Source organism: Kitasatospora sp. NPDC004669 (genome assembly GCF_040609455.1).
In the GTDB taxonomy this organism is placed as follows: Bacteria; Actinomycetota; Actinomycetes; order Streptomycetales; family Streptomycetaceae; genus Kitasatospora.
In genome coordinates this window covers 75,260-97,253 of sequence record NZ_JBEXKB010000010.1, presented here as the reverse complement: position 1 = coordinate 97,253, position 21,994 = coordinate 75,260, and the positions used below count along the sequence as shown (strand labels likewise).

The 21,994-nt window shown below is 73.7% G+C and carries 18 protein-coding genes; 12 read left to right on the top strand and 6 right to left on the bottom strand.

The window, feature by feature from the left end:
* Nucleotides 1-223: 223 nt before the first annotated feature.
* Nucleotides 224-961: an ABC transporter ATP-binding protein gene (locus tag ABZW30_RS11120; protein ID WP_355670781.1), complete on the bottom strand. Its 738-nt coding sequence runs from the start codon at nucleotides 959-961 to the stop codon at nucleotides 224-226.
* 404 nt (nucleotides 962-1,365) lie between these two features.
* Here ABZW30_RS11120 and ABZW30_RS11115 point away from each other — a divergent pair, with 404 nt between their 5' ends.
* From ABZW30_RS11115 to ABZW30_RS11105, 3 genes are all read left to right on the top strand, one after another.
* Entirely contained in the window at nucleotides 1,366-4,683 is a 3,318-nt protein-coding gene (locus tag ABZW30_RS11115; protein ID WP_355670780.1) for an ABC transporter permease, read from the top strand.
* Nucleotides 4,680-7,490: a hypothetical protein gene (locus ABZW30_RS11110; protein WP_355670779.1), complete on the top strand. Its 2,811-nt coding sequence runs from the start codon at nucleotides 4,680-4,682 to the stop codon at nucleotides 7,488-7,490. The genes ABZW30_RS11115 and ABZW30_RS11110 overlap by 4 nt, the downstream gene beginning before the upstream one ends.
* Before the next feature lie 121 nt (nucleotides 7,491-7,611).
* Nucleotides 7,612-8,601 carry an ABC transporter ATP-binding protein gene (locus ABZW30_RS11105; RefSeq protein WP_355670778.1) on the top strand — a complete coding sequence of 330 codons (990 nt, stop codon included), beginning with the start codon at nucleotides 7,612-7,614 and terminating at the stop codon, nucleotides 8,599-8,601.
* A gap of 7 nt (nucleotides 8,602-8,608) precedes the next feature.
* Here ABZW30_RS11105 and ABZW30_RS11100 read toward each other — a convergent pair whose 3' ends face one another.
* From ABZW30_RS11100 to ABZW30_RS11085, 4 genes are all read right to left on the bottom strand, one after another.
* A complete protein-coding gene (locus ABZW30_RS11100) occupies nucleotides 8,609-8,791 on the bottom strand; it encodes a hypothetical protein (RefSeq protein WP_355670777.1) in 183 nt (60 codons plus the stop codon).
* 151 nt (nucleotides 8,792-8,942) lie between these two features.
* The gene (locus ABZW30_RS11095; RefSeq protein WP_355670776.1) at nucleotides 8,943-10,487 is read right to left on the bottom strand and encodes an AMP-binding protein; all 1,545 of its coding nucleotides are present in this window, start codon (nucleotides 10,485-10,487) and stop codon (nucleotides 8,943-8,945) included.
* A 156-nt stretch (nucleotides 10,488-10,643) separates the two neighbouring features.
* Nucleotides 10,644-11,090 (bottom strand): DUF1772 domain-containing protein, encoded by a 447-nt coding sequence (locus tag ABZW30_RS11090; protein WP_355670775.1) that lies wholly within the window; start codon nucleotides 11,088-11,090, stop codon nucleotides 10,644-10,646.
* Between the two features lie 124 nt (nucleotides 11,091-11,214).
* Nucleotides 11,215-12,207 (bottom strand): ArsR family transcriptional regulator, encoded by a 993-nt coding sequence (locus tag ABZW30_RS11085; protein WP_355670774.1) that lies wholly within the window; start codon nucleotides 12,205-12,207, stop codon nucleotides 11,215-11,217.
* Nucleotides 12,208-12,293: 86 nt separating this feature from the next.
* Between ABZW30_RS11085 and ABZW30_RS11080 the strand changes: the two genes are divergently transcribed.
* Complete coding sequence (locus tag ABZW30_RS11080; protein WP_355670773.1) at nucleotides 12,294-12,509, top strand: hypothetical protein; 216 nt, start codon at nucleotides 12,294-12,296, stop codon at nucleotides 12,507-12,509.
* Nucleotides 12,510-12,788: 279 nt separating this feature from the next.
* Here ABZW30_RS11080 and ABZW30_RS11075 read toward each other — a convergent pair whose 3' ends face one another.
* Nucleotides 12,789-13,796: a helix-turn-helix domain-containing protein gene (locus ABZW30_RS11075; protein ID WP_355670772.1), complete on the bottom strand. Its 1,008-nt coding sequence runs from the start codon at nucleotides 13,794-13,796 to the stop codon at nucleotides 12,789-12,791.
* A 123-nt stretch (nucleotides 13,797-13,919) separates the two neighbouring features.
* Here ABZW30_RS11075 and ABZW30_RS11070 point away from each other — a divergent pair, with 123 nt between their 5' ends.
* From ABZW30_RS11070 to ABZW30_RS11035, 8 genes are all read left to right on the top strand, one after another.
* On the top strand, nucleotides 13,920-14,864 hold the full coding sequence (locus ABZW30_RS11070; RefSeq protein WP_355670771.1) for an NADP-dependent oxidoreductase: 945 nt from the start codon (nucleotides 13,920-13,922) through the stop codon (nucleotides 14,862-14,864).
* 108 nt (nucleotides 14,865-14,972) lie between these two features.
* Entirely contained in the window at nucleotides 14,973-15,707 is a 735-nt protein-coding gene (locus ABZW30_RS11065) for an AAA family ATPase (protein ID WP_355670770.1), read from the top strand.
* A gap of 64 nt (nucleotides 15,708-15,771) precedes the next feature.
* On the top strand, nucleotides 15,772-16,317 hold the full coding sequence (locus ABZW30_RS11060) for a GNAT family N-acetyltransferase (RefSeq protein WP_355670769.1): 546 nt from the start codon (nucleotides 15,772-15,774) through the stop codon (nucleotides 16,315-16,317).
* 76 nt (nucleotides 16,318-16,393) lie between these two features.
* On the top strand, nucleotides 16,394-17,644 hold the full coding sequence (locus ABZW30_RS11055; RefSeq protein ID WP_355670768.1) for a serpin family protein: 1,251 nt from the start codon (nucleotides 16,394-16,396) through the stop codon (nucleotides 17,642-17,644).
* Between the two features lie 153 nt (nucleotides 17,645-17,797).
* The gene (locus tag ABZW30_RS11050) at nucleotides 17,798-18,550 is read left to right on the top strand and encodes an alpha/beta fold hydrolase (RefSeq protein WP_355670767.1); all 753 of its coding nucleotides are present in this window, start codon (nucleotides 17,798-17,800) and stop codon (nucleotides 18,548-18,550) included.
* Between the two features lie 109 nt (nucleotides 18,551-18,659).
* The gene (locus ABZW30_RS11045; protein ID WP_355670766.1) at nucleotides 18,660-19,898 is read left to right on the top strand and encodes a styrene monooxygenase/indole monooxygenase family protein; all 1,239 of its coding nucleotides are present in this window, start codon (nucleotides 18,660-18,662) and stop codon (nucleotides 19,896-19,898) included.
* A gap of 125 nt (nucleotides 19,899-20,023) precedes the next feature.
* On the top strand, nucleotides 20,024-20,479 hold the full coding sequence (locus ABZW30_RS11040; protein WP_355670765.1) for an archease: 456 nt from the start codon (nucleotides 20,024-20,026) through the stop codon (nucleotides 20,477-20,479).
* A 48-nt stretch (nucleotides 20,480-20,527) separates the two neighbouring features.
* Nucleotides 20,528-21,955 carry an RtcB family protein gene (locus ABZW30_RS11035; protein ID WP_355670764.1) on the top strand — a complete coding sequence of 476 codons (1,428 nt, stop codon included), beginning with the start codon at nucleotides 20,528-20,530 and terminating at the stop codon, nucleotides 21,953-21,955.
* The last annotated feature ends 39 nt before the right edge of the window (nucleotides 21,956-21,994 follow it).

Below are 21,994 nucleotides of genomic sequence, written 5' to 3'. Positions count from 1 at the left end.
GGCGACTGCCCGCGACTGCGGCGGGCCAAGGCCTCTTGTGGCGGGGAGGAGGTGTTCCACCGTGCCCAGTCGATCCGCCCGCCCCGGGCCCGACCGGGGACCTGTGGTGCGCTGGACCTGAAACGGCCGCAGCCCGAGCGCGGCGGCGGCCCCCGGAGAACCACCACGTCCGACGCCACCACGTCCGACGCCGCCACGCTCAACGCCCCCGGGCCCGACGCCCCTACGCTGCCTGCTCTGCCGCCTCCTCCTTGACGATCCGCCCGTCGCGGAGCTCGATCACGCGGTCGGCGAGCCCCATCAGCGTCGGGTCGTGGGTGGCGACCAGCACCGTGACGCCTTCGCTGCGGACCACCGCGCGCAGCAGCTCCATGATCGAGCGGCCGGTCTCCGAGTCCAGCTGCCCGGTGGGCTCGTCGGCGATGATCAGGCCGGGGTCGTTGGCCAGCGCCCGGGCGATGGCGACGCGCTGCTGCTGGCCGCCGGAGAGTTCGCCGGGGCGCTGGTTGGCGTGGTCGGCCAGGCCGACCAGGGCCAGCAGGGTGTGCGCGCGCTCCTCGCGCTCGGCGGCCGGGACCTTGCGCAGCCGCATCGGGACGCCGACGTTCTCGGCGGCGGTGAGCATCGGGATCAGCCCGAAGGACTGGAAGACGAAGCCGATCCGCTCCCGGCGCAGGGCGAGGCGGCCGTCCTCGTCCAGTCCGGCGAGGTCGATTCCGTCCAGGGCGATGCTGCCGCCGGTCGGCTCGTCCAGGCCGCCGACCAGGTTGAGCAGCGTGGTCTTGCCGGAGCCGGATCGGCCCTTGAGCGCGGTGAGTTCACCGCGCTCGATCGAGAAGCTGATGCCGCGCAGGGCGTGGACGGCCCGATCGCCGGTGCCGAAGCTGCGCCGGAGGTCGGTCACGGCCACCATCGGCGCGGCGGTCGTGGCGGCTGCGGTGTCGGCCTGGTGCTGCGTCATTCGGCGTCCCCCTGTGGGCGGTGGCGACCCGGTTCTGTCCGGGTCAACGGGTGCGATGGCTACGCGGGTTCACGATCCCGAGCGGAAAAGTCGAGAAAGCGAAAGTCCTGGTCAAAGGAGTGCGGTGAAGCCGGAGTTGTGAAGTGTGCATGGCGTTTTGGCGTCGACTCCCCGGCGGGGATGCTACCAATGCAAGGAATTTGTTCATTACTCACTTGATTCGCGCAAGTCCCTTCCGTTCCTGGATCGAATCTGACAGCATCGTCCGCTATCCGGCGACCGATTGCCGGTGATCACTGCGCCGGTGTGCCCGTGAGGTGTCCGTCTGTAGCCGTTTTGTGCTCGGATCGGATCGATGGGTGGGGCTGGGATGCAACCGGGGACGCAACCGGGGGAGGAATTTGATGCTCGGCTTCGTCGTGCGCAGACTGCGCGGGCGACTGCCGCTGGCTGCCGCCGTCCTGCTGACGGTGCTGATCACCACGGCGGTGCTGACCGCCTTGGTGACCTTCAACAGCGGTGTCGGCCGGGCCGGCCTGCGGCAGGCGCTCCAGGGCCCCGGCCATGCCCGGACCACCGTGGTGGTGACCGTCGAACACGGGCTGGACCAGCGGACGAAGGACGAGGAGGCACTCGCCGGCTACCGGCAGAAGCTCTTCGGCGACCTGTCGGTGCGCACCGACAGCCTCCTGCGCAGTCGCTCCTACGGCCTGCCGGTCGTCGGCGCCACGGTGGGTGCGGCGGGTGCATCGGGCACGGCCGGTGACGCCACGTCGGGCGCTCAGCCCGCCGGAGCCAAGGTCGACCTGACGGTCCTCGCCGACGTCGACCGCGGTCGGGCCCGGTTGGTCGCCGGCGCCTGGCCGGGCGTCGCCGCCGGGCCGGTCCAGTCCACCGCCCCGCAGGCCGCCGTGCCGCAGACCATGCTGGCCCGGCTGGGTCTCGGTGAGCAGGCCCTGCCCGCCGACGTCCAACTCGCCGACCGGCTCGACGGAAAGCCGCTGACCGTCCAGGTCACCGGCGCCTACCGGGCCGTCGACCCGGTCGACCCGTACTGGCGGATCGACCCGGTCGGCGGTCACGAGGTCGAGGGCGGCGGCTTCACCACCTTCGGCCCGATGATGGTCGACCAGAGCGTCTTCACCGCGGGCGGCCTGCCGCAGAGCAGTCGCGGCTGGCTGCTCGACGCGGACTTCACGGGCGTCGACCAGGACACCGTGGAGGCCATGGGCAACCGCGCCCAGGGCCTGGCCGAGGACCTGCGGAAGGCCTCGTCGCTGACTGCGACAACCGAACTTCCGAACGTCATCAGTGAGTTGTCCGCCAGTCTGATGGTTGCCCGGTCGACCCTGCTGATCGGCGCCCTCCAGCTGGCCGTGCTCGCCACCGCGGCCCTGCTGCTGGTCGTCCGGCTGATCTCGGCCCGTCAGGAGCGGGAGAACGAGCTGCTCGCCGCCCGTGGCGCCTCCGGCCTGCGGCTCGGTGGCTTCACCGCCCTGGAGCTGGTGCTGCTCTCGTTCCCCGCGACGGTGTTCGCGCCGCTGCTCACCCCGTTCCTGGTCCGCGTCCTGGCCGGTCTCGGTCGGTCCCACCAGGTGGTCCTGGACACCGGCATCGGCTGGGCGCTCTGGCCGGTGGCCGTGCTCTGCGCCCTCGTCTGCATCGTGCTGGCCACCGTGCCGACCCTGCTGCGCGGCGTCGGTGCCGCCCTGCGCCGCCGGGCAGGCCGCCGCCAGGCGATGGTCTCCGGCATCGCCCGCAACGGCGGTGACCTCGCGGTGCTCGCCCTGGCCGTGCTCGCCTACCAGCAGCTCGACCAGTACGGCGGTGGACTGTCCACCGACTCCTCCGGCCGGCTCGGCGTCGACCCGTTGCTGGTCGCCACCCCCACCCTGGCGCTGTGCGCGGGAACCCTGGTGGTGCTGCGGCTGCTGCCCCTGGTCGCCCGGCTGGGCGCCAGGGCCGCCGCCCGGGGCAGTGGCCTCGGCCCGGCCATGGTCGGCTGGCAGCTGGCCCGTCAGCCCGCCCGGGCCACCGGACCCGTGCTGCTGTTGGTGATGGCCGTGGCCACCGGGGTGCTCGCGCTCGGCCAGCACGCCACCTGGACCGCCTCCCAGTACGACCAGGCCTCCTTCGACACGGCCGGCGGCCTGCGCATCTCCGCGGCGCACACCGCGCCGATGGGCCAGGGCGGCCACTACGGCGCGCTGCCCGGCGGCGACCGGCTGATCCCGGTGAACCGCGAGGACCAGGTGCTGTCGAACGGCAACGGGCAGGTGCTCGCGGTGGATTCCTCCGCCCTCGCCGACCGCGTGCCGTACCGCGACGACCTGCTCGGCGGGGTCGACCGGGCGAAGGTGTTCGGCACGCTCGCCCAGCCGGCGCCGACCGGCGCGAAGGCCGGCGTCACGCTGCCCGGCCGCCCGCTGCGGATCGACGCCGACCTGGCCATCCGGCAGGTGTTCGACAACAGCAGCCTGTACCCGCCGGTCCCGTCCCCGCCGGAGGTGACGCTGCTGCTGCGGGACCGCTTCGGTTACGTCCACAAGGCCCCGTTCGCCGACCTCCCGGTCAGCGGCGAGCAGCGCGCCTCGGCCCCGCTGAGCACGCTGGTCGACGCCCCGGTGGGCTCCGCCGCCGCACCGCTGACCCTGGTCGGGGCGACCGTCTCCTTCGGCGACCGAGTCATGGGTGAGGTGACCGTCGGTCGGCTGGCCGTCTCAGACAGCGCGGACGGGCCCGCGACCGACGTTCCGGTGCCGGCCAGCCTCTCCTGGAAGGGGGATGTGGTCGACGGGCCGGCACTCAAGCCCGGGGCCGCGCCGCCGGTCACCGTACGGCCCGAACCGGCCGACGCCGGGCGGCTGTTCACCGTCGACTACGCCTCGGCGAAGGTCCCCCTGCGAGCCGTCGTCGGCATCGCGGGCGTGGAGGCGCCGGGCGTCGTGACCGGCGTCGCCACCCAGGACTACCTGAAGCTCGTCGGCGGCTCGGTCGGCGACGTCCTCCGGGTGTCGTTCGCCGGGGCCGTCGTCCAGGTCAAGATCACCGGGGTGGTCCAGGCCGTGCCGACGACCGGTCGCAACGCACTGGTCGTCGACCTGGCCACCACGGCGCGGCTGCTGGCCGCCCAGGGTCGCACCCTGCCCGGCCACGCCGAGTGGTGGCTGCCGGCCACCGGGCCGGGCGACCGCGCTCCGGCCGAGCTGGCCGCCGCCCTGCGGGCCGCCCCCGGCTCCCAGGACGTCCAGCTCTACGACGAGGTCTCCGAAGGAATGCTCAGCGACCCGGTGGGCGCCGCCCCGCAGAACGCGCTGATGGCCATCGCGCTCGTCACCGCCGTGCTCGCCGCGATCGGCTTCGTCGCCTCCGTGGCCGGCTCCGCCCACGAGCGGGCCCGGGACTCCGCGCTGCTGCTCGCCCTGGGCGCGCCGCGCAAGCAGGTGACCCGCACCGTCGCGGCCGAACAGGCGCTGCTGGTCGGACTCGGCGGGACCGTCGGGCTCGCCCTCGGCGCCCTGCTCGTCCACCTGATCGTCCCGTTCGTCGTCCTGACGCCCGCCGCCCGCCCGCCGATACCCGAGGCCCTGATCGACCTGCCCGTCGGCCAGGCCCTGCTGTTCGCGGCCGCGATCGCCGTCGCCCCGCTGCTGTCGGCCTTCCTCATCGGACGCCGCCGTCGAGACGTGGCCAACCGGCTGCGCCACGTGGAGGAGATGTGACCACCCAGGCCGGCACCCGTGTGCCCACCCCCGACACCGCCCACCGCCCCGCGCGCTGGGTCCGCACCAGGCTGCGGGCGAGCCCGCTGGCCGCGCTGCTCATGGCGGCCCTCGCGTTCGTCACCGTCTTCCTGGCGGCGGCCTTCCCCCGCGTCGCCGACCGGGGCGCGGACGCGGCGCTGCGGGACTTCGTCAGCCAGAAGCGCCTCGTCCAGACCAGCCTGCAGACCACCTCCAAGGTCCTCGACGACGACGACGCGGTCAAGCTCGACCGGGTGCAGCAGAACCTGATCGAGACGGCCGGCCGAGAGCTGACGCTGGCCCGGTCGGGCGAGGCCTACGGCGCCCGCGCCCTGGGCGACCGCGGCATGGGCAATCCGGAGTACGTCCGTTTCGCGGAAAAGAGGACCGACCCGGTCCTCGGCCTGCTCTACCTGCACGATCTGGCCGCCCGGGCCACCCTCACCGACGGCACCTGGCCGCCCCCCGGCGACGTCGGCGGTCCGCTGCCGATCGTGATCAGCAAGAAGGCCGCCGAGACCATCCACATCAAGCTCGGTGACGTCATCGACAACGGCGTCGAGGGCTCGGGTGCCAAGCGGACCACCGTGGTGGTCGGCTTCTACCAGCTCAACGACCCGCTGGATCCGTTCTGGGACGACCTCGGCTGCCCAGCCCGCGCCTGCCTGAACGCCACCCCCGCGCACGAGCACTGGATGACGAGCGGATTCGTCGACGGCAGCAGCCTGCCCGCGATGGTCCGCTGGGGCTCGGGCGGCGAGAACTTCTGGCGACTGCCCGTCGACCCCGCCTCGCTGCACGCCGACCAGCTCGACCGCACCCGCAGCGTCATCAGCTCCTTCCTGACCGGGCACGACGCCACCGCCCTGGCCGGCTCGACCGGGCGCGCCAACCTGCACACCAGCTCGAACCTGCCCGACATCCTCACCCGGGCGGACGAGCGCTACCAGGCCTCGCTGCCGCTCAGCGCGATCGGTCCGGCCGGCGTGGCGGGCGTGGCCACCGTGGTGCTGTTCCTGGCCGCCGCCCTCACCACCGACCGGCGAACCGCCGAGATCCGGCTGCTCCGGGCTCGCGGCGGTTCCCTTGCCGGGGTGCTGCGACGGTTGATCGGCGAGGGTGCGGTCACCGTCCTGCCGGCCGCCGTGCTCGGAACGGCCCTCGCCCTGGTGCTGCTGCCCACCCCCCGGTGGGACCGTTCGGTGCTGGCGGCCCTGGTGGCGACGCTGATCGCCCTGCTGGCCTTCCCGGCCCGTGCGGCCCTGCTGTGGGCACGCGGGCGGGCGAGTGGCGGCCGACGCCGACTGGTCGGCGAACTCGCCGTCCTGGCGGTGACCGTCGCGGCCGTGGCGGAGGTCCGGCGCCGGGGCGTCGGCGCCGGCGCCGGGCTGGATCCGCTGCTGGTCGCCGCCCCGCTCCTGCTCGCCGTCACCGGCGGGTTGTTGCTGGCCCGGATCGAGCCGGTGGTGGTCGGCTGGCTGTCCGCCCTCGCCGGCCGGGGCCGTGGCCTGATCGGCTTCCTCGGCCTGGCCCGAGCCGCCCGCGACAGCTCGGGACGCCGCAAGCCCTCCGTGCTGCCACTGCTCGCCCTGCTGATCGCCGTCACCGCGACCGGCTTCGGCGCCACCGTGCTCGCCACCGTCGATCACGTGCGGACCCGCGCCGCGCGCATCGTCACGGGCGGGGACATCGGCGTCTCCCTCCCGGGCTACGCCACCCTGACCGACTCGTTCACCAAGGCCGCCGGTGCGCTGCCGGGCGTCCGGGCCTCGACCGCGGTCTGGGTCGAGCCCAAGACCCGCATCGTCGACGCCGACCGGAACTACACCGAGGCCTACCTGGTGATGGTGGTCGATCCGGCGGCGTACGCCGAGATCGCCCGGACTCTCGGGGTCGGCGAGTTCGATCCGGCGAAGCTGACCGGGACGTCCGGCGGCCGGGACACCCCGGTGCCCGCCCTGGTCAGCCGCGACCTGGCCAAGCGCCTGGCCGCAGGGTCGTCCCAGGTGCGCACGCCCAACGGCAACGACCTGCGCCTCACCGTCGCCGGGACCGTCGGCGCCACCCCCGCGCTGCCGGACCCGGGCAAGCCGTTCGTCGTCGTTCCCGCCGGCCCCGCCTGGGAGCGACTGCCGGACGCCAAGCGGGTGAACGAGTGGTTCGCCGTCGGCGATGTCGACCCCGAAGGGGTCAGAACGGCCCTGCGGGAGAACGGCGGGGCCCAGCCGGTCGGTCTGGCCAAGCTGATCGCGGACGAGGCCGCGGCCGTCGGCAAGACCGCCCACGGCCTGCCCGCGGGATACACGGTGCACAGCAGCCGGGAGACCGCCGCCGCGCTCGGCGACGACCCGCTGCAGCACGCCGCCGGGCGGCTGTTCTGGTACTCGGCCGCCGCCAGCGCCGGGTTCGCCCTGCTCGCCGTGCTGCTGACGCTGTTCCGGGCCGCGCCCGACCGCACGGCGCTGCTCGCCCGGCTGCGCACCATGGGCCTGCGGCCCCGCCAGGGGCTGGCGCTGATCGTCACGGAGGCGCTGCCGCAGACCTTTGCGGCGGCCGTCGGCGGCGGCCTGGTCGCGGTCGCGGCAGTCGCCCTGCTGGGCGGCGCCTTCGACATCTCGACGCTGGTCGGCGCCAGGGTCGGGGAGGTCATCACCCCCGTGCTGATGCCGGTGCTGCTGCCCACCGCTGGCCTGGCCCTGCTGGTCGGCCTCGGGGTGGTGCTGGAGACGCTGGTCGCCGGCCGGCGCCAGATCGCCACCGAACTGCGGGCAGGGGAGCAGTCGTGACACCGCGACCGGCGGCACGGGCCGCCGCAGTGGGGACCACCGGTACCTGCCGGAGTGTCCGGACGAGCCGGACCGCCGGTACCGGACAGACCAACCAGACCGTCGAGACAGGAGAGCAGCCGTGAAGAGCACCCCCCAGGAGCGGCCGGCCGCCGAGGCCCCCAGCCTGCAGGAGCTCCGGCAGCGGGCCCTCGCCGCCGCCTCGCCCAAGGCGTTCGGAGAAGGGGCGGCCATCGTCTGCGACCGGCTGGTGCGGATCTTCAGCGCCGAGGGGATCGAGGTCCAGGCGTTGCAGGGCCTTGAGCTGACCATCGGGCAGGGCGACCTGGTGGCCCTGGTCGGTGCCTCCGGCAGCGGCAAGTCCACCCTGCTCACCATCCTCGCCGGACTGGACGTGCCGACCGCAGGCACCGCCACCGTGGCGGGCTGCGACCTGCTGGAGATGTCCACCAAGGAACGGCTGCGCTACCGGCGCGAGGTGGTCGGCTTCATCTGGCAGCAGACCGCCCGCAACCTGCTGCCGTTCCTGACCGCCGCCGAGAACATCGCCCTGCCGATGCAGCTGCGCGGCGGCCGGTCCGGGGCCGGGGGAGCGAAGCAACAGGCCGTGAGGGTGGCCGAGTTGATGGAGGCTCTGGAGATCGGCGACCTCGCCCACCGACGGCCCGACGAGCTGTCCGGCGGCCAGCAGCAGCGGGTCGCGATCGCGGTGGCGATGGCCAACAACCCGCCGGTGCTGCTCGCCGACGAGCCGACCGGTGAGCTGGACTCCGATACCGCGGGGGTGATCTTCGAATCCTTTCGCACCGTCAACCGGGAGCTCGGCACCACCGTCGTGATCGTCACCCACGACCCGATGGTCGCGGGGGAGGTGCGCCGCACGGTCGCCATCCGGGACGGGCGGACCAGCAGCGAGGTGCTGCGCCGCACCGTGACGGACGAGCACGGCGAGGAGTCGATCAACGAACGCGAGTACGTGATGCTGGACCGCACCGGTCGGGTGCAGTTGCCGGTCAAGTTCCTGGAGGCGCTCGGGATGGAGCACCGGGTGGCGGTGGACCTCGCGGCCGACCACATCGAGGTCCGGCCGGACGATCTGGCCGGGCACTGACACGGCCTCAGCCGTCACCGTCCATCCGCTGGAAGAGGCCGCTGCCCTCGGCGTCCCTCCGCAGGTCGGGCGGCGTGGCCTCGGCGTCGCGTTCCCCTCGGGAGGTGGCGGTGCAGCGGGCGAAGACGAGCAAGGCGCCGGCCGCCACGGCGAGGATGCCCAGTGCGGTGAGGACACGTAGCCAGGTCAAGGTAGGGCCTCCTGGAGACGGTGCGAGGGAACGCCGCCGAGGTGTATCGGCAGTTCGGCCCGCCTGGTCGAGTGCCCACGGTCGGTTCTTCCCGCCGAACGCCCGCGCGAGAGGCTGTCCGCGCGGGCGCTCGAAGTATTGACGGGGCGCGTCACGCCCCATCGCGCGCCCCTGTGGTGGTGACGGGCCGTCCGGCCCGTGCGTCCACCAGGGCGCGCAGCGCGGGCAGGTCCGGCTTGCCCAGGCTGTTCAGCGGGATCGCGGGGAGGAGCAGAACCGCGTCCGGGGCGCACCGAGGGTCCCCGCGCTCGCCCACCCAGCGGCGCAACTGTTCCGCCGACACCCGCGCGCCCGGGGCGAGGGCCACCGCGGCGTTCACCCGCTCCAGACGGTCCGGGTCGACGGTCGCGAACATCACCGCCTCCCGGACGTCCGGGTGCATCCGCAGGGGTTCCTCGACCTCAAGGGGGAACACATTGTGCCCCTCGACGATCGCCATCGGGTCCCGCCGCCCGGCCACCGTCAGAAAACCGGCCGCGTCCAGACCACCCAGGTCGCCGGTGTGCAGCCAGCCGTCCCGCAGCACCCGCTCGGTCAGCTCCGGGTCGCGCCAGTAGCCGGCCATCGCGGTCGGGGTGCGCACGCAGATCTCCCCGGTCCGGCCGGGCGGCAGCGGTGTGCCCTCCTCGTCCAGGATGCGCACCTCGGTGTCCGGGTACGGACGCCCGGCGGTGATCAGCAGCCGCGGCGCCAGGTGCTCGTCCGGGCTCAGCCGGGAGACCGGACCGCACTCCGTCAGGCTGTAGGTCTGGTGCAGCACCCGCCCCAGCCGCCGGGTCGCCTCCGCCAGCCGGCGCGGCGAGGGGGTGCAGCCGGTGTAGCCGACCCGGCGCAGACTGCCGGTGTCGGTCGCGGCCAGCAGCGGGTGGTCCAGCAGCGCGTAGAGCAGATGCGGCGGCAGGTACACCCGCGACACCCGGTGCCGCTCGATCGCCGCCAGCACCTCGCCGGCGTCGAATCCCTCCTGCAGCACCACCGTGCCGCCCGCCGCCAGGGCGAAGTCCGCCGTCGTACCGCCGCCGTGGCACAGCGGCGTGCAGAGCAGGAACGACGCCCCGGACAGCAGGGCGGGCCGCGGCGGGCGCGCGAAGCGGCGCAGCACGCCCTTCGGTCGTCCGGTGGTGCCGCTGGTGAACCGCACGGCCATCACGTCCTCGGGCCCGTACCGCGGCTCCGAGGGTGCGGGGGAGCAGGCCGCGGCGAGCTCCAGCAGGTCCGCGCCGAGTGCCGTCGGGCCGAGGGCGAAGAGGCCGGCGGACGGGAGCGCTCGCGCGATCGCGTCGGCCGCGGCGGAGCAGGCCGACGGATCGAACACGAGCGCCGTCGTCTCGACGAACCCGGCCAGCGTCACCAGCTCGGAAACCGGACTCTCCGGATACGGCATCGCCACCCGGCACCCGATCAGGTTCGCCGCCAGCCGCACCAACAGTGCCTCCGGCCGGTTCCCGGCCAGAACCGTCACCCCGTCCCCGCGCCCCAATCCCGCCCGCTCCAGCGCACGGGCCATCCGGAACACCGCGTCCAGACAGTCCTGGCCGGTCAGCGCCTCGTCCCCGCGCCGCAGCGCCACCCGCCCCGGGTCCCGCGCCAGCCCGTCCAGCACCAGCCCGGTGTACGTCGGACCTGCCTCTGTCATGCCCACCCTCCCTGTCTGACGGTGCGTCAGCCTAGTGGGTGCCGGCACCGGAAGTGCGCTACGGTCACGGCGGTCACGGGGGGAGAGGGCCGCCTCGGGGGAGATCCGCGCCCAGCCGCCCTGCGGCCCTCGTCCCGCTGGAAGCGCGGTTGGTCCTCACGCCAGGGCGACGACCAGCAGGACGAACGCCGTGATGATGACGCCCGCGCGCACGTAGTGGAGGCGGTCCCAGCGGCCGAGCTGCTCCCGCCAGTCCGCCGGGGCGCTCTCGGGGGTCCAGTGCGCCGCCCGAGAGTTGATCGGGACGAGCAGGGCGACCGACATCACCACGCTGAGGACGAGCAGTCCGGCCGCCGTGGCGACCAGCCCCGCTCCGGCGCCGCCCCAGGCCACCGCAGACCAGGCCGCGCCGAGCACCACCGAGCCGATGTACCAGAACGGCATCACCCGGCCGAGCAGCTTGGCCCCCGCGCTGCGGGCCGCGAGGCCGCCGTTGTGCGGCAGCCCGTCGACGATCGGGTTGACGAAGACCGCCACCGCGAACTCCACGCCCACCAGTAGGCCGACGACCACGACCGTGACGACGGCGAGTGCGTTCTGCATGTCCCCTCCCAGGCTCCGGTGCGACGCGCCATCGCGTTTCTAGCGTCGCTAGGTTCTGACGCAATGCTAGGAGTGTCGATGCTCGAATGTCTAGCACCGCTAGAACCTTCACGCGTCGGCTTCGTCAAGGCCGAGGAGCGCGAGCCCCGTCGAGCAGCGCGGTCCCCAGATCGCTGACGGTGTAGTTCACCTCGCGCCGGTAGCGCCGGCTGGTCACCAGGCCCGCGGCACGTAGCACTGCCAGGTGCTGGGAGACCGCGCCCAGACTCAGTCCGGTGCGGGCCGCCAGCTGCGTGATGGTGCTCGGCGAGCTGGTGTACTCGAGGACCTGGGTGCGGTTGCGGCCGAGCAGGCGGACGACCCCGGCGTCGCCGGAAGGCTGCTGCTCCCACAGGGTGCCGACCGCGCGGGCGGGATAGACGGCTATGGGTGGCGACGTCGGATGGGTCGCCAGGAGCAAGCCGCTGCCCGCGAAGACGCTCGGCAGGAGAGGCGGGCCCCGGCCGCCCAGGGTGACACCGGTGTCCAGCCGGTCGTCCGCGACCAACCGGTCACCCGTCCAGCGCAACGTCGGATGGAGGTTCTCGAACAGCAACCGGACGCCCCCGTCGGCGAACTGGCGGGTCCGGTGGGAGATGTCCGCCTCCAGCAGGGCCCGCATGAGGGGCCAGTGCGGTTCGATTGCGACCTCCCACCAGCCCCGGACGGCCTCGACCAGCAGGGGCAACGACCGCTCGGGGTCGGCGGTCAGCAGCCGTGCGAACGGCGACGCGGACGTGCAGCAGTCGGTCGCCCCGACCTCGGCCCGGACCCGGCAGGCGGGGGTCGACCGCACCACCGCCAGCTCCGCCTCGATCTCGCCGAGCGAGACGTCGGGCGGCGGCGTCAGGAAATCAGGCAGACACGTGCCGGATCGTACGAGGGAGCGCAACGGTGCGGTTCGTCGGGCGAGCTCCCGGTCTCGGGTCAGCAGTCGGGCAGCCCTGATCCACGGAAGGTGGACGGCGTGGCGGGCCGGTTCGGCGAGCGCCCAGAGGCTGGCGACCGTCTCCCAGAGCGGCGAGACGGCGAACCTGACGCCGGCGACGTCGTCGGGCTCGAAACGTACTTCGCTCATGCCTCCCCTGGGGCCATGACCTGCATGTTTTCGCTCTGGCCGAAAGCATGGCCGCCGGTTGCCGCCGGATGGTGGTGTTGCCGGTCATGGGAGCGAACCGTTCGAGCCTGTTCTACCACCGCGATTGCGCCCTCGCCGGTGGCACGCTCGGCCAGCTCCTCGGCGCACGTGACGCGATGTGGGTCGGAGCCGTCGGCGAACTGCTCGCGGTGCTCCCGATCCTCCTCTCACCGCTTCGCGCGATGGATCGACTCCCCACCACCGCGGTGGACGAGGAGCGGGCTGCTGCCGCGGTCGTCTGACCCGAGCGCGAGCGGGCCCGAACGCCGAGCGCCCCCTCGTACCCGCTACGCGGGCATCACCCCGTGGATGCGGGAAACGGTGAACATGCCCGCCAGGACCCGTGCCAACCAGGTGTGTCGAGACCGCCTGGCCACGTGGCCAGGGTCGATGCGCTCGCCTTGCCGATGGGGAACACCTCGTCGAGTTGAGGGACGTGGTTCTGGCCCCAGGGGCAGCCGGGGAACTCAAGGACGGGGTACCGCCGGAGCGGTGGGACTCCTCCGGTATCGCCGCCGGGGTCAGCCGGCGGGGCTGACCGGCTGAGGGCCGGTCGGGTCGTGGTTCCGGCCCTGGAAGGTGCGGCGGTACGCGGCGGGTGAGACGCCGATCGTGGCGGCTAGGTGCTGGCGCAGGGAGGAGGCGCTGCCGAACCCGGCGTGCTCGGCGACCTGGTCCACCGGAAGGTCGCTGGACTCCAGTAGCCTGCGGGCGAGTTCGAGCCGCTGGGTGGTGAGCCACTGGCCGGGGGTCTGACCGGTCTCGGCGAGGAAGCGACGGCTGAAGGTGCGCACGCTCATGCCCGCCTGGGTGGCCAACTGGGCCAACTGGATGGGCTGGTGCAGCTGTCGCAGGGCCCACTCGCGGGCCCGGGCGGTGTCGCTGCCGGTCGCATTGGGGACGGGGCGGGCGATGTACTGGGCCTGTCCGCCGTCGCGCCATGGCGGAACCACGCACATGCGGGCGACCTGGTTGGCGATCTCGCTGCCGTGGTCGCGGCGGATCAGGTGCAGACAGAGGTCCATCCCGGCGGCGGCGCCGGCCGAGGTGAGGACGTCGTCGTCGTCCACGTAGAGCACGTCGGGGTCGAGCGGGGTCCGCGGGTACAGCTTGCGGAAGCGCTCGGTGTACCACCAGTGCGTGGTGGCGGGCCGGCCGTCGAGCAGTCCGGTGGCGGCGAGGACGAAGGAGGCCGTGCAGATCGACACCAGGCGGGTCCCGGGCCTGAGCTGGGCCAGAGCGGCGGCGACCGGTTCCGCGAGTGGGTCGCCGCCGCCGATCGGGTCGTTGATGGGCGCCACGATCAGGGTGTCGGCGGTGGCGATCACGCTCGCGTCGTGCTCGACGGCGATCGAGAAGTCCTCGCTGGTCCGCACCGGCCGGCCGTCCGGGGTGCAGGTGAGCACCTCGTAGAGCCGGTTCCCGTCCGGGCCGTGGGCGAGGCCGAAGGCCTTTGCGGGGATGCCGAGTTCGTAGGGGATGACGCCGGGGAGGGCGAGGACGACGACGCGATGCTTGGCCTGTCGCATGGCCAGATTCTCTCACTGATTGGCGATCTGGCCACTCGTTTCGGTTGGTCGGTGGCGTCAGGCTGTGGACCGAGCGCTGATCAACCGCTGATCGACCGCGAACGAGACGGGGAGTGATCCAGGATGGCGGAGAAGATGCTGGCCGTGGCCTTCGAGGAGCCGGGCGGGCCGGAGGTCCTGAAGGTCGTGGAACGGGAGCGGCCGGTACCCGGTCCGACGGAGATCCTGGTCCGGGTGCACGCGGCCGGCGTCAACCCGGTGGACTGGAAGACCCGGGCGGTCGGTGCCCTGTACGTCCCCGGTGACGGCATCGTGGGGTGGGACGTCTCGGGTGTGGTGGAGGCGGTCAGCCGCGGTGTGACGATCTTCCGGCCGGGCGACGAGGTGTACGGAATGCCGGGCTTCCCGCGGATGGTCGGCGGCTACGCCCAGTACGTGGCCGCTCCGGCACGCCACTTCGCCCCCAAGCCGGCCGGACTCGACCACGTACAGGCGGCGGCCCTGCCGCTGGCCGCGCTGACGGCCTGGCAGGCGCTGGTGGACACGGCGGGCCTGCGGGAGGGGCAGCGAGTCCTGGTGCACGCCGCGGCAGGAGGCGTCGGGCACCTGGCGGTGCAGATCGCCAAGGCGTACGGCGCGCACGTCATCGGCACGGCCAGCGCGGGCAAGCACGAATTCGTGCGGGGCCTGGGCGCGGACGAGGTGATCGACTACAGGGAGGTCGACTTCGCGTCGGTGGTCTCCGATGTGGACGTGGTGATCGACCCGATCGCCGGGGTCTACCAGGAACGCTCGCTGTCGGTCCTGCGGAACGGCGGCACGTTGATCACCCTCCCGGCCCGTGAGACCGAGGCGCTCGCCGCGGCCGCGGCCGCGCGCTCCATCCGCTCGGGCTTCATGCTGGTCGAGCCCGACCGGCGGGCGCTGTTGGCCGTCACGGAGCTGGTCGAGACCGGCAGGCTGAAGGTCCACGTCGACGCCGTCTTCCCGCTGGCGGACGCCGCCAAGGCCCACGAGCTCGGCGAAACCGGAAGGGTCACGGGGAAGTTGGTACTGACCGTCGACTGACGGGATGTCGTTCGCCGTTCGCCGCCCGCCGCCCGGCGGCCGGGGCACCGGCTTCGGGGGGCCGCCCCGGCGGCGCTCCCGACCGGCGCCACGTCAGCGCCAGGGCCCGTGCTGGAAGTCATGCCTCGCCGCCCGGCCTCCGCCGCGCTGACCACGGAGGACGATGAAGGCCCGGGTGTGCTTGAGTTCCACCGGTCGGATGCGAACGGGGCAGTGGTGGGCGGCGAGGTGGATGTGGTGATGGCGCCGCGGGGCGTGGTGGACCTGCGGGGGGCCGACGGGGCGGGGTTCGTGGTGGCGTATCCGGCTGATGCCGTGGTGGTGGTGTCCGGGTTGCCGGGGGCTGGGAAGAGTACGTTGCTGAGGCGCTGGTGCGGGGGAGGGGGTGTGGTGCGGGCGGTGGATCCGCGGGCGGTGCATGAGGCTTGTGAGGCGGTGATGCCGGGGTGGTTGCCGTACGGGGCGTACCGGCCGTGGGCGCGGGTGGAGCACTTCCGGTTGTTGCGCAGGTCGGTGCGGCGGGGCGGGCCGTTGTTGGTGCACGACTGCGGCAGCCGGGCGTGGATGCGGCGGTGGCTCGCGCGGGAGGCCGGGCGGCAGGGGCGTGAGCTGCACCTGGTGTTGCTGGATGTCGGCGCGGACGCCGCGCTCGATGGGCAGCGGGCGCGTGGGCGGCATGCCTCGGCCCGGGTGTTCGCCCGACACTGCCGGGGGCTGGAGCGGCTGTCGGCGGCGTTTGCGGTGGGCGGGTCGATGCCCACGCCGGAGGCGGTGTCGGTGCTGCTGCTCGATGGGGTCTCCCGTTCGCGGGCGGAGGCGGTTCGGTTCGGTGCCGCGCGCTGAGGCCGGCTGCGGGCGCGGAGTCCAGAGGGCTTGAATCGCGGTGGCGGAGGGGGAAGATGGGTGGATGGTGACGATCGATACCTCCCGTCTGGTCCTGCGTCGTTGGCGCGAGGGCGATGTTCCGGCGATGGCCGCGGTGAACGCGGACCCCGAGGTGATGCGGTGGATCCGCGACGGGAGGGTCCTCGCCCCGGAGGAGACGCGCCTGGCGATCGAGCGGTTTGAGAAGGGCTGGGACATCGAGGGCTTCGGCCTGTTCGCGGTGGAGCTGCGGGCGACCGGTGAACTCGTCGGGTTCACGGGCTTGGCCGTTCCGTCCTTCCTGCCCGAGGTACTGCCCGCCGTCGAGATCGGCTGGCGGCTCGGCCGACCGTTCTGGGGTCGGGGCATCGCCACCGAGGCGGCGACGGCGGTGCTGCGGTTCGGGTTCGAGGGGCGCGGCCTGGAGCGGATCATCAGCATCGCCCAGGTCGGCAACTCCGCCTCCGAGCGCGTCATGGCCAAGCTCGGCCTGCGGCCCGAACGCGAGACGACCGTCCCGGGAAACGGCCGCGTCGTGCGGGTCCACGAACTGACCCGCGCGGAATACCTGACTCACCGTCAGGGGTGAGCGGGAAAACCGTTCGCCGCGCTCACCGGCCCGGCTCTACGCTCCGTGCGCTGAAGGGCCGAGCACGGGGGAGCGCATGAGCAGGGCCGAGGTCGCACGGGCAGCCAACGGGTTGGGGGAGCGCTGGCTGGAGCAGCTCGACCCGCAGGGCGGGACGGTGCTGATGCCGGCCGGGGTGTGGCCGCTGCTCGGGTTGTTGGCACCGGCCGGGAGCGTCCCCGTTCAGGGCGAGTTGGTGGAGGCGCTCGGGTTGCCGCCGGTGGCCGCCGCGGAGCGTGCCCGTGAGATGTTGGGTCTGCTGCGGGGGATCCCGGCGGTCCGGACGGCGCTGGGGCTCTGGACGAACGACCGGCTGCGGCTGCGCCCGCAGTGGCGGGCGGGGCTGCCGGCGGATGTGCACGGGCGGCTGAGCGGCGATACCGAGCAGGACCGCAAGCTGCTGGACGCCTGGGCCGTGCGGGAGACCGACGGCCTGATCGACGCGATGCCGGTCGAGCTGGACCCGGGCACCCGCCTGGTGCTGGCCGCCGCGCTCACCGTGCGGACCGACTGGATCCGGCCGTTCAGGGACTTCGGCGGGCCGCGGGAGGACGAGCAGGAGGGCTGGCGGGAGCCCGTCCACTACCTCTCCCGCGCGACGTCGATGCTGGACCGGGCCGCTGTCCTGGAGACCCAGGCCGGTCCGGTCACCGAGTTGCAGGTGTACGGGTACGGGGACATCAGCGTCCACCTGCTGCTCGGCGAGCCCGACGCCCCGCCCGGCCGGGTGCTGGCCGCAGGGATCGGGGCGTTGTCGCAGCGGCACCGCCGGACCACCGTGGACCGGATGCCCGTCGGCACCCCAGGCCCCGGGCTGACGGTCGAATGGCTGCGGCGCTATGAGCCGCGGGACGTCCTGGCCGTGAGCGTCCCGAAGTTCACCGTCGAGGCGGACCACAACCTGCTGGCCCACCGTCGGCTCTTCGGACTGACGACGATGGCCACCCGCTCGCAGGTCGAGCACCGGCTGCCCGGGCTCTCGGACGGCGAGGACGGCGAGCCGCTGTACCTGAACAGCGCCCGCCAGCGGGCCACCGCGACGTTCGGCCGGCGCGGGTTCCGGGCCTCCTCGGTGACGGCCCTGGGCATGGTGGCCGGGAGCGCTGCGGGCGCCCACCGGCTGCCGCCGTACGTTCAGCGGTTCGCCCGGGTGAGCTTCGCCCGCCCCTTCGGGTTCCTCGCCGTCCACCGCCTCTCCGGGCTGGTCCTGGCGGCCGGTTGGGTGACCGAACCCGACCCGGCCGTGGACCCCTGGGCCGGCCCGGTGGACGAGCCGGAGGAGGACTGAGGAGGACTGAGGAGGAGGGACGGGGGCACGTGATGGGCGGGTGTGACGCGAGGAAGTGATCTGGGGTAACACACCGTAATCGCCCCCGTCGTCGCGAGCGCACTGCGAGACTGGGACGAGCAGAGTCCGTCACGGAGAGAGGCCACACCCCGCATGCCCAGCAGCGCCGCCGTCGACAACCCGTGGTTCCGCCGGTTCAACCCGTCCGACTCCGCATCCGCCCGGGTCGTGATCTTCCCGCACGCCGGAGGCTCGGCCAGCTACTACCTGGACCACGCCAACGCGCTCGCGCCGTACGCGGACGTGCTCGCCGTCCAGTACCCGGGGCGGCAGAACCGCTTCGCGGAACCGCCGATCGACTCGGTGCCGGAGCTCGCCGAGCAGGCCTACCGGGAGCTGCGGGAATGGGCGGACCTGCCGCTCACCTTCTTCGGGCACAGCATGGGCTCGGCCGTCGCCTTCGAGGTGACCCGGTGCTTCGCCCGGGACGGTCTGGCGGGGCCCGAGCGGCTGTTCGTGTCCGCGGGCCGCGCGCCCTCACTGCCCCGGGACAGCCGGATGCACCAGCTGCCGGACGACGGCATGCTCAAGGAGATCGTCCGGCTCGGCGGGACGGATGAGCGGATTCTCGCCAGCCCGGCGCTGCGCGAGCTGATCGTCCCGGCGCTGCGGGCCGACTACACCGCCATCGAGACCTACCGCGCCGCCCCGGACGTCGTCGTCACCCAGCCGATCATCGGCTTGGTGGGGGAGAGTGACGGCAATGCGACGGTCGAGCAGGTCGCCCAGTGGGAGCGACACACCACCGGCGGCTTCGACCTGCGGGTCTTCCCGGGCGGGCACTTCTACGTGGCGGACCAGGTCGATGCCGTGGTGCGGGTGATCACCGCACATCTACGCGGTTAGAACCGCAGCCGGAACCGCAGCCAGAACCGCCGTCGGAACCCTGTCGGAGGCCCGACGGCTGGGCTAGGGTTCGCGCTGACGACACGTCGGCAGACCCCCGGGAGGCCCCATGCGTCGGATCGCCGTCGTCGGAGCGGGCCAGGCAGGCCTGCAGCTCGCGCTCGGGCTGGTGGCCGACGGGTACGGGGTGACGCTGGTGGCCGAGCGCACGCCGGAGCAGGTGCGCGGCGGGCGGGTGCTGTCCACCCAGGCGATGTTCGGCCCGGCGCTGCGGATCGAGGCGGCCGCCGGGCTGGACCTGTGGGCGGGCGAGGCGCCGGCGGTCTCCTCGGTGGAGGCGGTGCTCGCGGCGCCGCCGGCCACCCGGGCGCTGGAGTTCACCATGACCTTGGACGAGCCGGCCCAGTCGGTGGACCAGCGGATCAAGCTGGCCCGCTGGCTGGAGCTGCTCGCGGAGCGCGGCGGCCGGGTCGAGTGCCGCTCGCTGGACCGGGCCGGGCTGCACGAGCTGGCCCGCGGGCACGAGCTGACCGTGGTCGCGGCCGGTCGTGGCGAGCTGGCCGGGATCTTCGAGCGGCACAGCGCCCGCTCGCCCTTCGACCGGCCGCAGCGATCCCTCTCCTGCCTGTACGCGCACGGCGTGGGCTCGCCCGACCCGGCCGCCGGGCCCAGAGCGCGGATGCACGCCCTGCCCGGCCTCGGCGAGCTGTACCTGCAGCCGGCCCTGACGCTCTCCGGGCCCTGCGACATCCTGCTCTGGGAGGCGCTGCCCGGCGGGCCGCTGGACGCGTTCGGTGACGGCCCGACGCCCGAGGTCCAACTGGACCGGATCCGCCGGCTGTTGGCCGAGTACCTGCCCTGGGAGGCGGAGCTCTGGCGGGAGGCGGAGCCGACCGACGCCGGGGCCGGGCTCTGGGGTGCGGTGACCCCGACGGTCCGCCGACCGGTGGCGGAGCTGGGCTCGGGCGTGGAGGCCGTCCATGTGCTGGGCCTCGGCGACGCCGTGGTGGTCAACGACCCGATCACCGGACAGGGCGCCAACGGCGCGGCCCGTGCGGCAGAGGCGTACCGGCGGGCGATCGTCGAGCACGGCGACGCCCCGTTCACGGCGGACTGGATGTGCCGCACCGCTGAGCGATTCTGGCAGCAACACGCCCGCCACACCGTCGAGTTCACGGCAGCGATGTTGACCATGCCGGACCACCTGCAGGGCGTCTTCGCGGCCGCCGCCGAGCACGAGCAGGTCGCTCGCCGGCTCGCCAACACCTACGCCGAGCCGAGCGACCACGCCGCCTGGCTGGCCACGTCCGAGCTGACCGCCGCGTACCTCTCGTCGGTCGGGAACTAGCCGTCCTGTGGGTCTTGGCGGACCCGGCAGGGATCCGCAAGGCAGGGCCTGGCCGCACTTGCCCCCGGACGGCCCCCGGGACGACGCTGGAGGGAAGACGGCAACGGGTGCGGGAGGCGTCGCTCGTGGACGGACACGGGCCCGCGGGCCGGTCCGGCAGCGGCCACCGGAGCGTGCCGCACACGGCGGACCTGCGGGTGGAGGCCTGGGCGCCGACGGCCGAGGGCTGTATCGGCGAGCTGGTGTTCGCCGTCGTGGCCAGCTTCGCGGACCTGTCCGGCGCGCGGATCGTCGGCGAGCGCGGGTGCACCGTGCTCGCGGTGAGCGACCCGGACCTGCTCGCGGGCGTGCTGGAGGAGGTGATCTACCGGATGGACGCCGACGGCGAACTGCCGGTCGCGCTCGCCTTCGGCCCGATCAAGGGCCTGGACGGCGCCCGGAGCGTCGAGGTCCGGTTCCGGATGGCCGACGCGGCCACCGCCGCGCTGGTCGGCGCCGTGCCGAAGGCCGTCTCGCTGCACGGCCTGGAGCTGAGCGCCGGGCCGGACGGCTGGACCTGCGCGGCCACCGTGGACGTCTAGGACGTGCGCTGTGCGAACGGCGTGCACTGCGGGAGCGGGGTGAGCGAGGTGGAGATCGCACTGACCGAGGCGGGCCGCTACCGCTGGCGGATCGAGCCGCGCCCGCCGATGCGGGTGCCGGGTGTGGTGTTCGCGAACGACGCGTTGCTGCCGCAGGCCGCCGGGGACAAGGCGCTGGAGCAGGTGGCCAATGTGGCGACGCTGCCCGGGATCGTCCGGGCCTCCTTCGCGATGCCCGATGTGCACTGGGGCTACGGCTTCCCGATCGGCGGGGTCGCCGCCACCGACGTCGAGCAGGGCGGGGTGGTCTCGCCCGGCGGGGTCGGCTTCGACATCTCCTGCGGGGTCCGGCTGCTCGCCGCCGGGGTCTCCCGGGACGAACTCGGCGCCGAGCGGATCCGCCGCCTGATGGACCTGCTGGACCACTCCGTTCCGCGCGGGCTCGGCCGCGGCGGCCTGTGGCACCTCGCCGGGCCGGAGGAACTGGACGAGCTGCTGCTCGGCGGCGCCCGCTACGCCGTGGAGCACGGCCACGGCGTGCCGCGCGACCTGGAGCGCTGCGAGGACCGCGGTGTGCTGGCGGGTGCGGCCCCCGGCGAGGTGAGCACCCGGGCCGTCGAGCGTGGGCTCCAGCAGGTCGGCAGCCTCGGCTCGGCCAACCACTTCCTGGAGGTGCAGGCCGTCGACAAGGTGCACGACGAGCGGACGGCGGCCGCCTTCGGGCTGCGGCCGGGCCAGGTCTGCGTCATGATCCACTGCGGTTCGCGCGGCCTCGGCCACCAGATCTGCACCGACCACGTCCGCACCATGGACCGCGAGCTGCACCGCTACCGGATCGAGCTCCCGGACCGCCAACTGGCCTGCACCCCGGTCGACTCCCCGCGCGGCCGCGCCTACCTGGGCGCCATGACCGCCGCCGCCAACTACGGGCGGGCCAACCGCCAGTTGCTCTCCGAGGCCGCCCGCCGCGCCTTCGCCACCGCCCTCGGGGTCGGGCTGGAGCTGGTCTACGACGTGTCGCACAACCTCGCCAAGCTGGAGACCCACGAGGTGGACGGCGTGACACGGAAGCTGTGCGTCCACCGCAAGGGCGCCACCCGCGCCCTGCCGCCCGGCGACCCCGACCTGCCCGCCGATCTGGCCGAGGCCGGGCAGCCGGTGCTGGTGCCGGGGACGATGGGCACCGCCTCGTACGTCATGGTCGGTCTGCCCGGCAACGAGGCCTTCCGCTCCGCGTGCCACGGCGCCGGGCGGGTGTGGAGCCGCCACCAGGCGCTGCGGATGGTGCGCGGCGAGCGGCTGAAGGGCGACCTGGAGGCGCGCGGCATCGCGGTGCGGCCCGCCTCGATGCGGGCGCTGGCCGAGGAGACACCCGAGGCGTACAAGGACGTGGACGCGGTGGCCGCCGTCACCGAGGCCGCGGGGCTGGCCCGGCAGGTGGCCCGCCTGGTGCCGCTGGGCGTGTGCAAAGGGTGAGTGGCAAGGGGGCGGCAACGGGGGAACGGCAAGGGGGAG

Coding starts and splice junctions, on each gene's coding strand:
- ABZW30_RS11120 (WP_355670781.1), bottom strand. CDS start 961: ATGACGCAGCACCAGGCCGACACCGCAGCCGCCACGACCGCCGCGCCG.
- ABZW30_RS11115 (WP_355670780.1), top strand. CDS start 1,366: ATGCTCGGCTTCGTCGTGCGCAGACTGCGCGGGCGACTGCCGCTGGCT.
- ABZW30_RS11095 (WP_355670776.1), bottom strand. CDS start 10,487: ATGACAGAGGCAGGTCCGACGTACACCGGGCTGGTGCTGGACGGGCTG.
- ABZW30_RS11090 (WP_355670775.1), bottom strand. CDS start 11,090: ATGCAGAACGCACTCGCCGTCGTCACGGTCGTGGTCGTCGGCCTACTG.
- ABZW30_RS11085 (WP_355670774.1), bottom strand. CDS start 12,207: ATGAGCGAAGTACGTTTCGAGCCCGACGACGTCGCCGGCGTCAGGTTC.
- ABZW30_RS11080 (WP_355670773.1), top strand. CDS start 12,294: ATGGGAGCGAACCGTTCGAGCCTGTTCTACCACCGCGATTGCGCCCTC.
- ABZW30_RS11075 (WP_355670772.1), bottom strand. CDS start 13,796: ATGCGACAGGCCAAGCATCGCGTCGTCGTCCTCGCCCTCCCCGGCGTC.
- ABZW30_RS11070 (WP_355670771.1), top strand. CDS start 13,920: ATGGCGGAGAAGATGCTGGCCGTGGCCTTCGAGGAGCCGGGCGGGCCG.
- ABZW30_RS11060 (WP_355670769.1), top strand. CDS start 15,772: ATGGTGACGATCGATACCTCCCGTCTGGTCCTGCGTCGTTGGCGCGAG.
- ABZW30_RS11055 (WP_355670768.1), top strand. CDS start 16,394: ATGAGCAGGGCCGAGGTCGCACGGGCAGCCAACGGGTTGGGGGAGCGC.
- ABZW30_RS11050 (WP_355670767.1), top strand. CDS start 17,798: ATGCCCAGCAGCGCCGCCGTCGACAACCCGTGGTTCCGCCGGTTCAAC.
- ABZW30_RS11045 (WP_355670766.1), top strand. CDS start 18,660: ATGCGTCGGATCGCCGTCGTCGGAGCGGGCCAGGCAGGCCTGCAGCTC.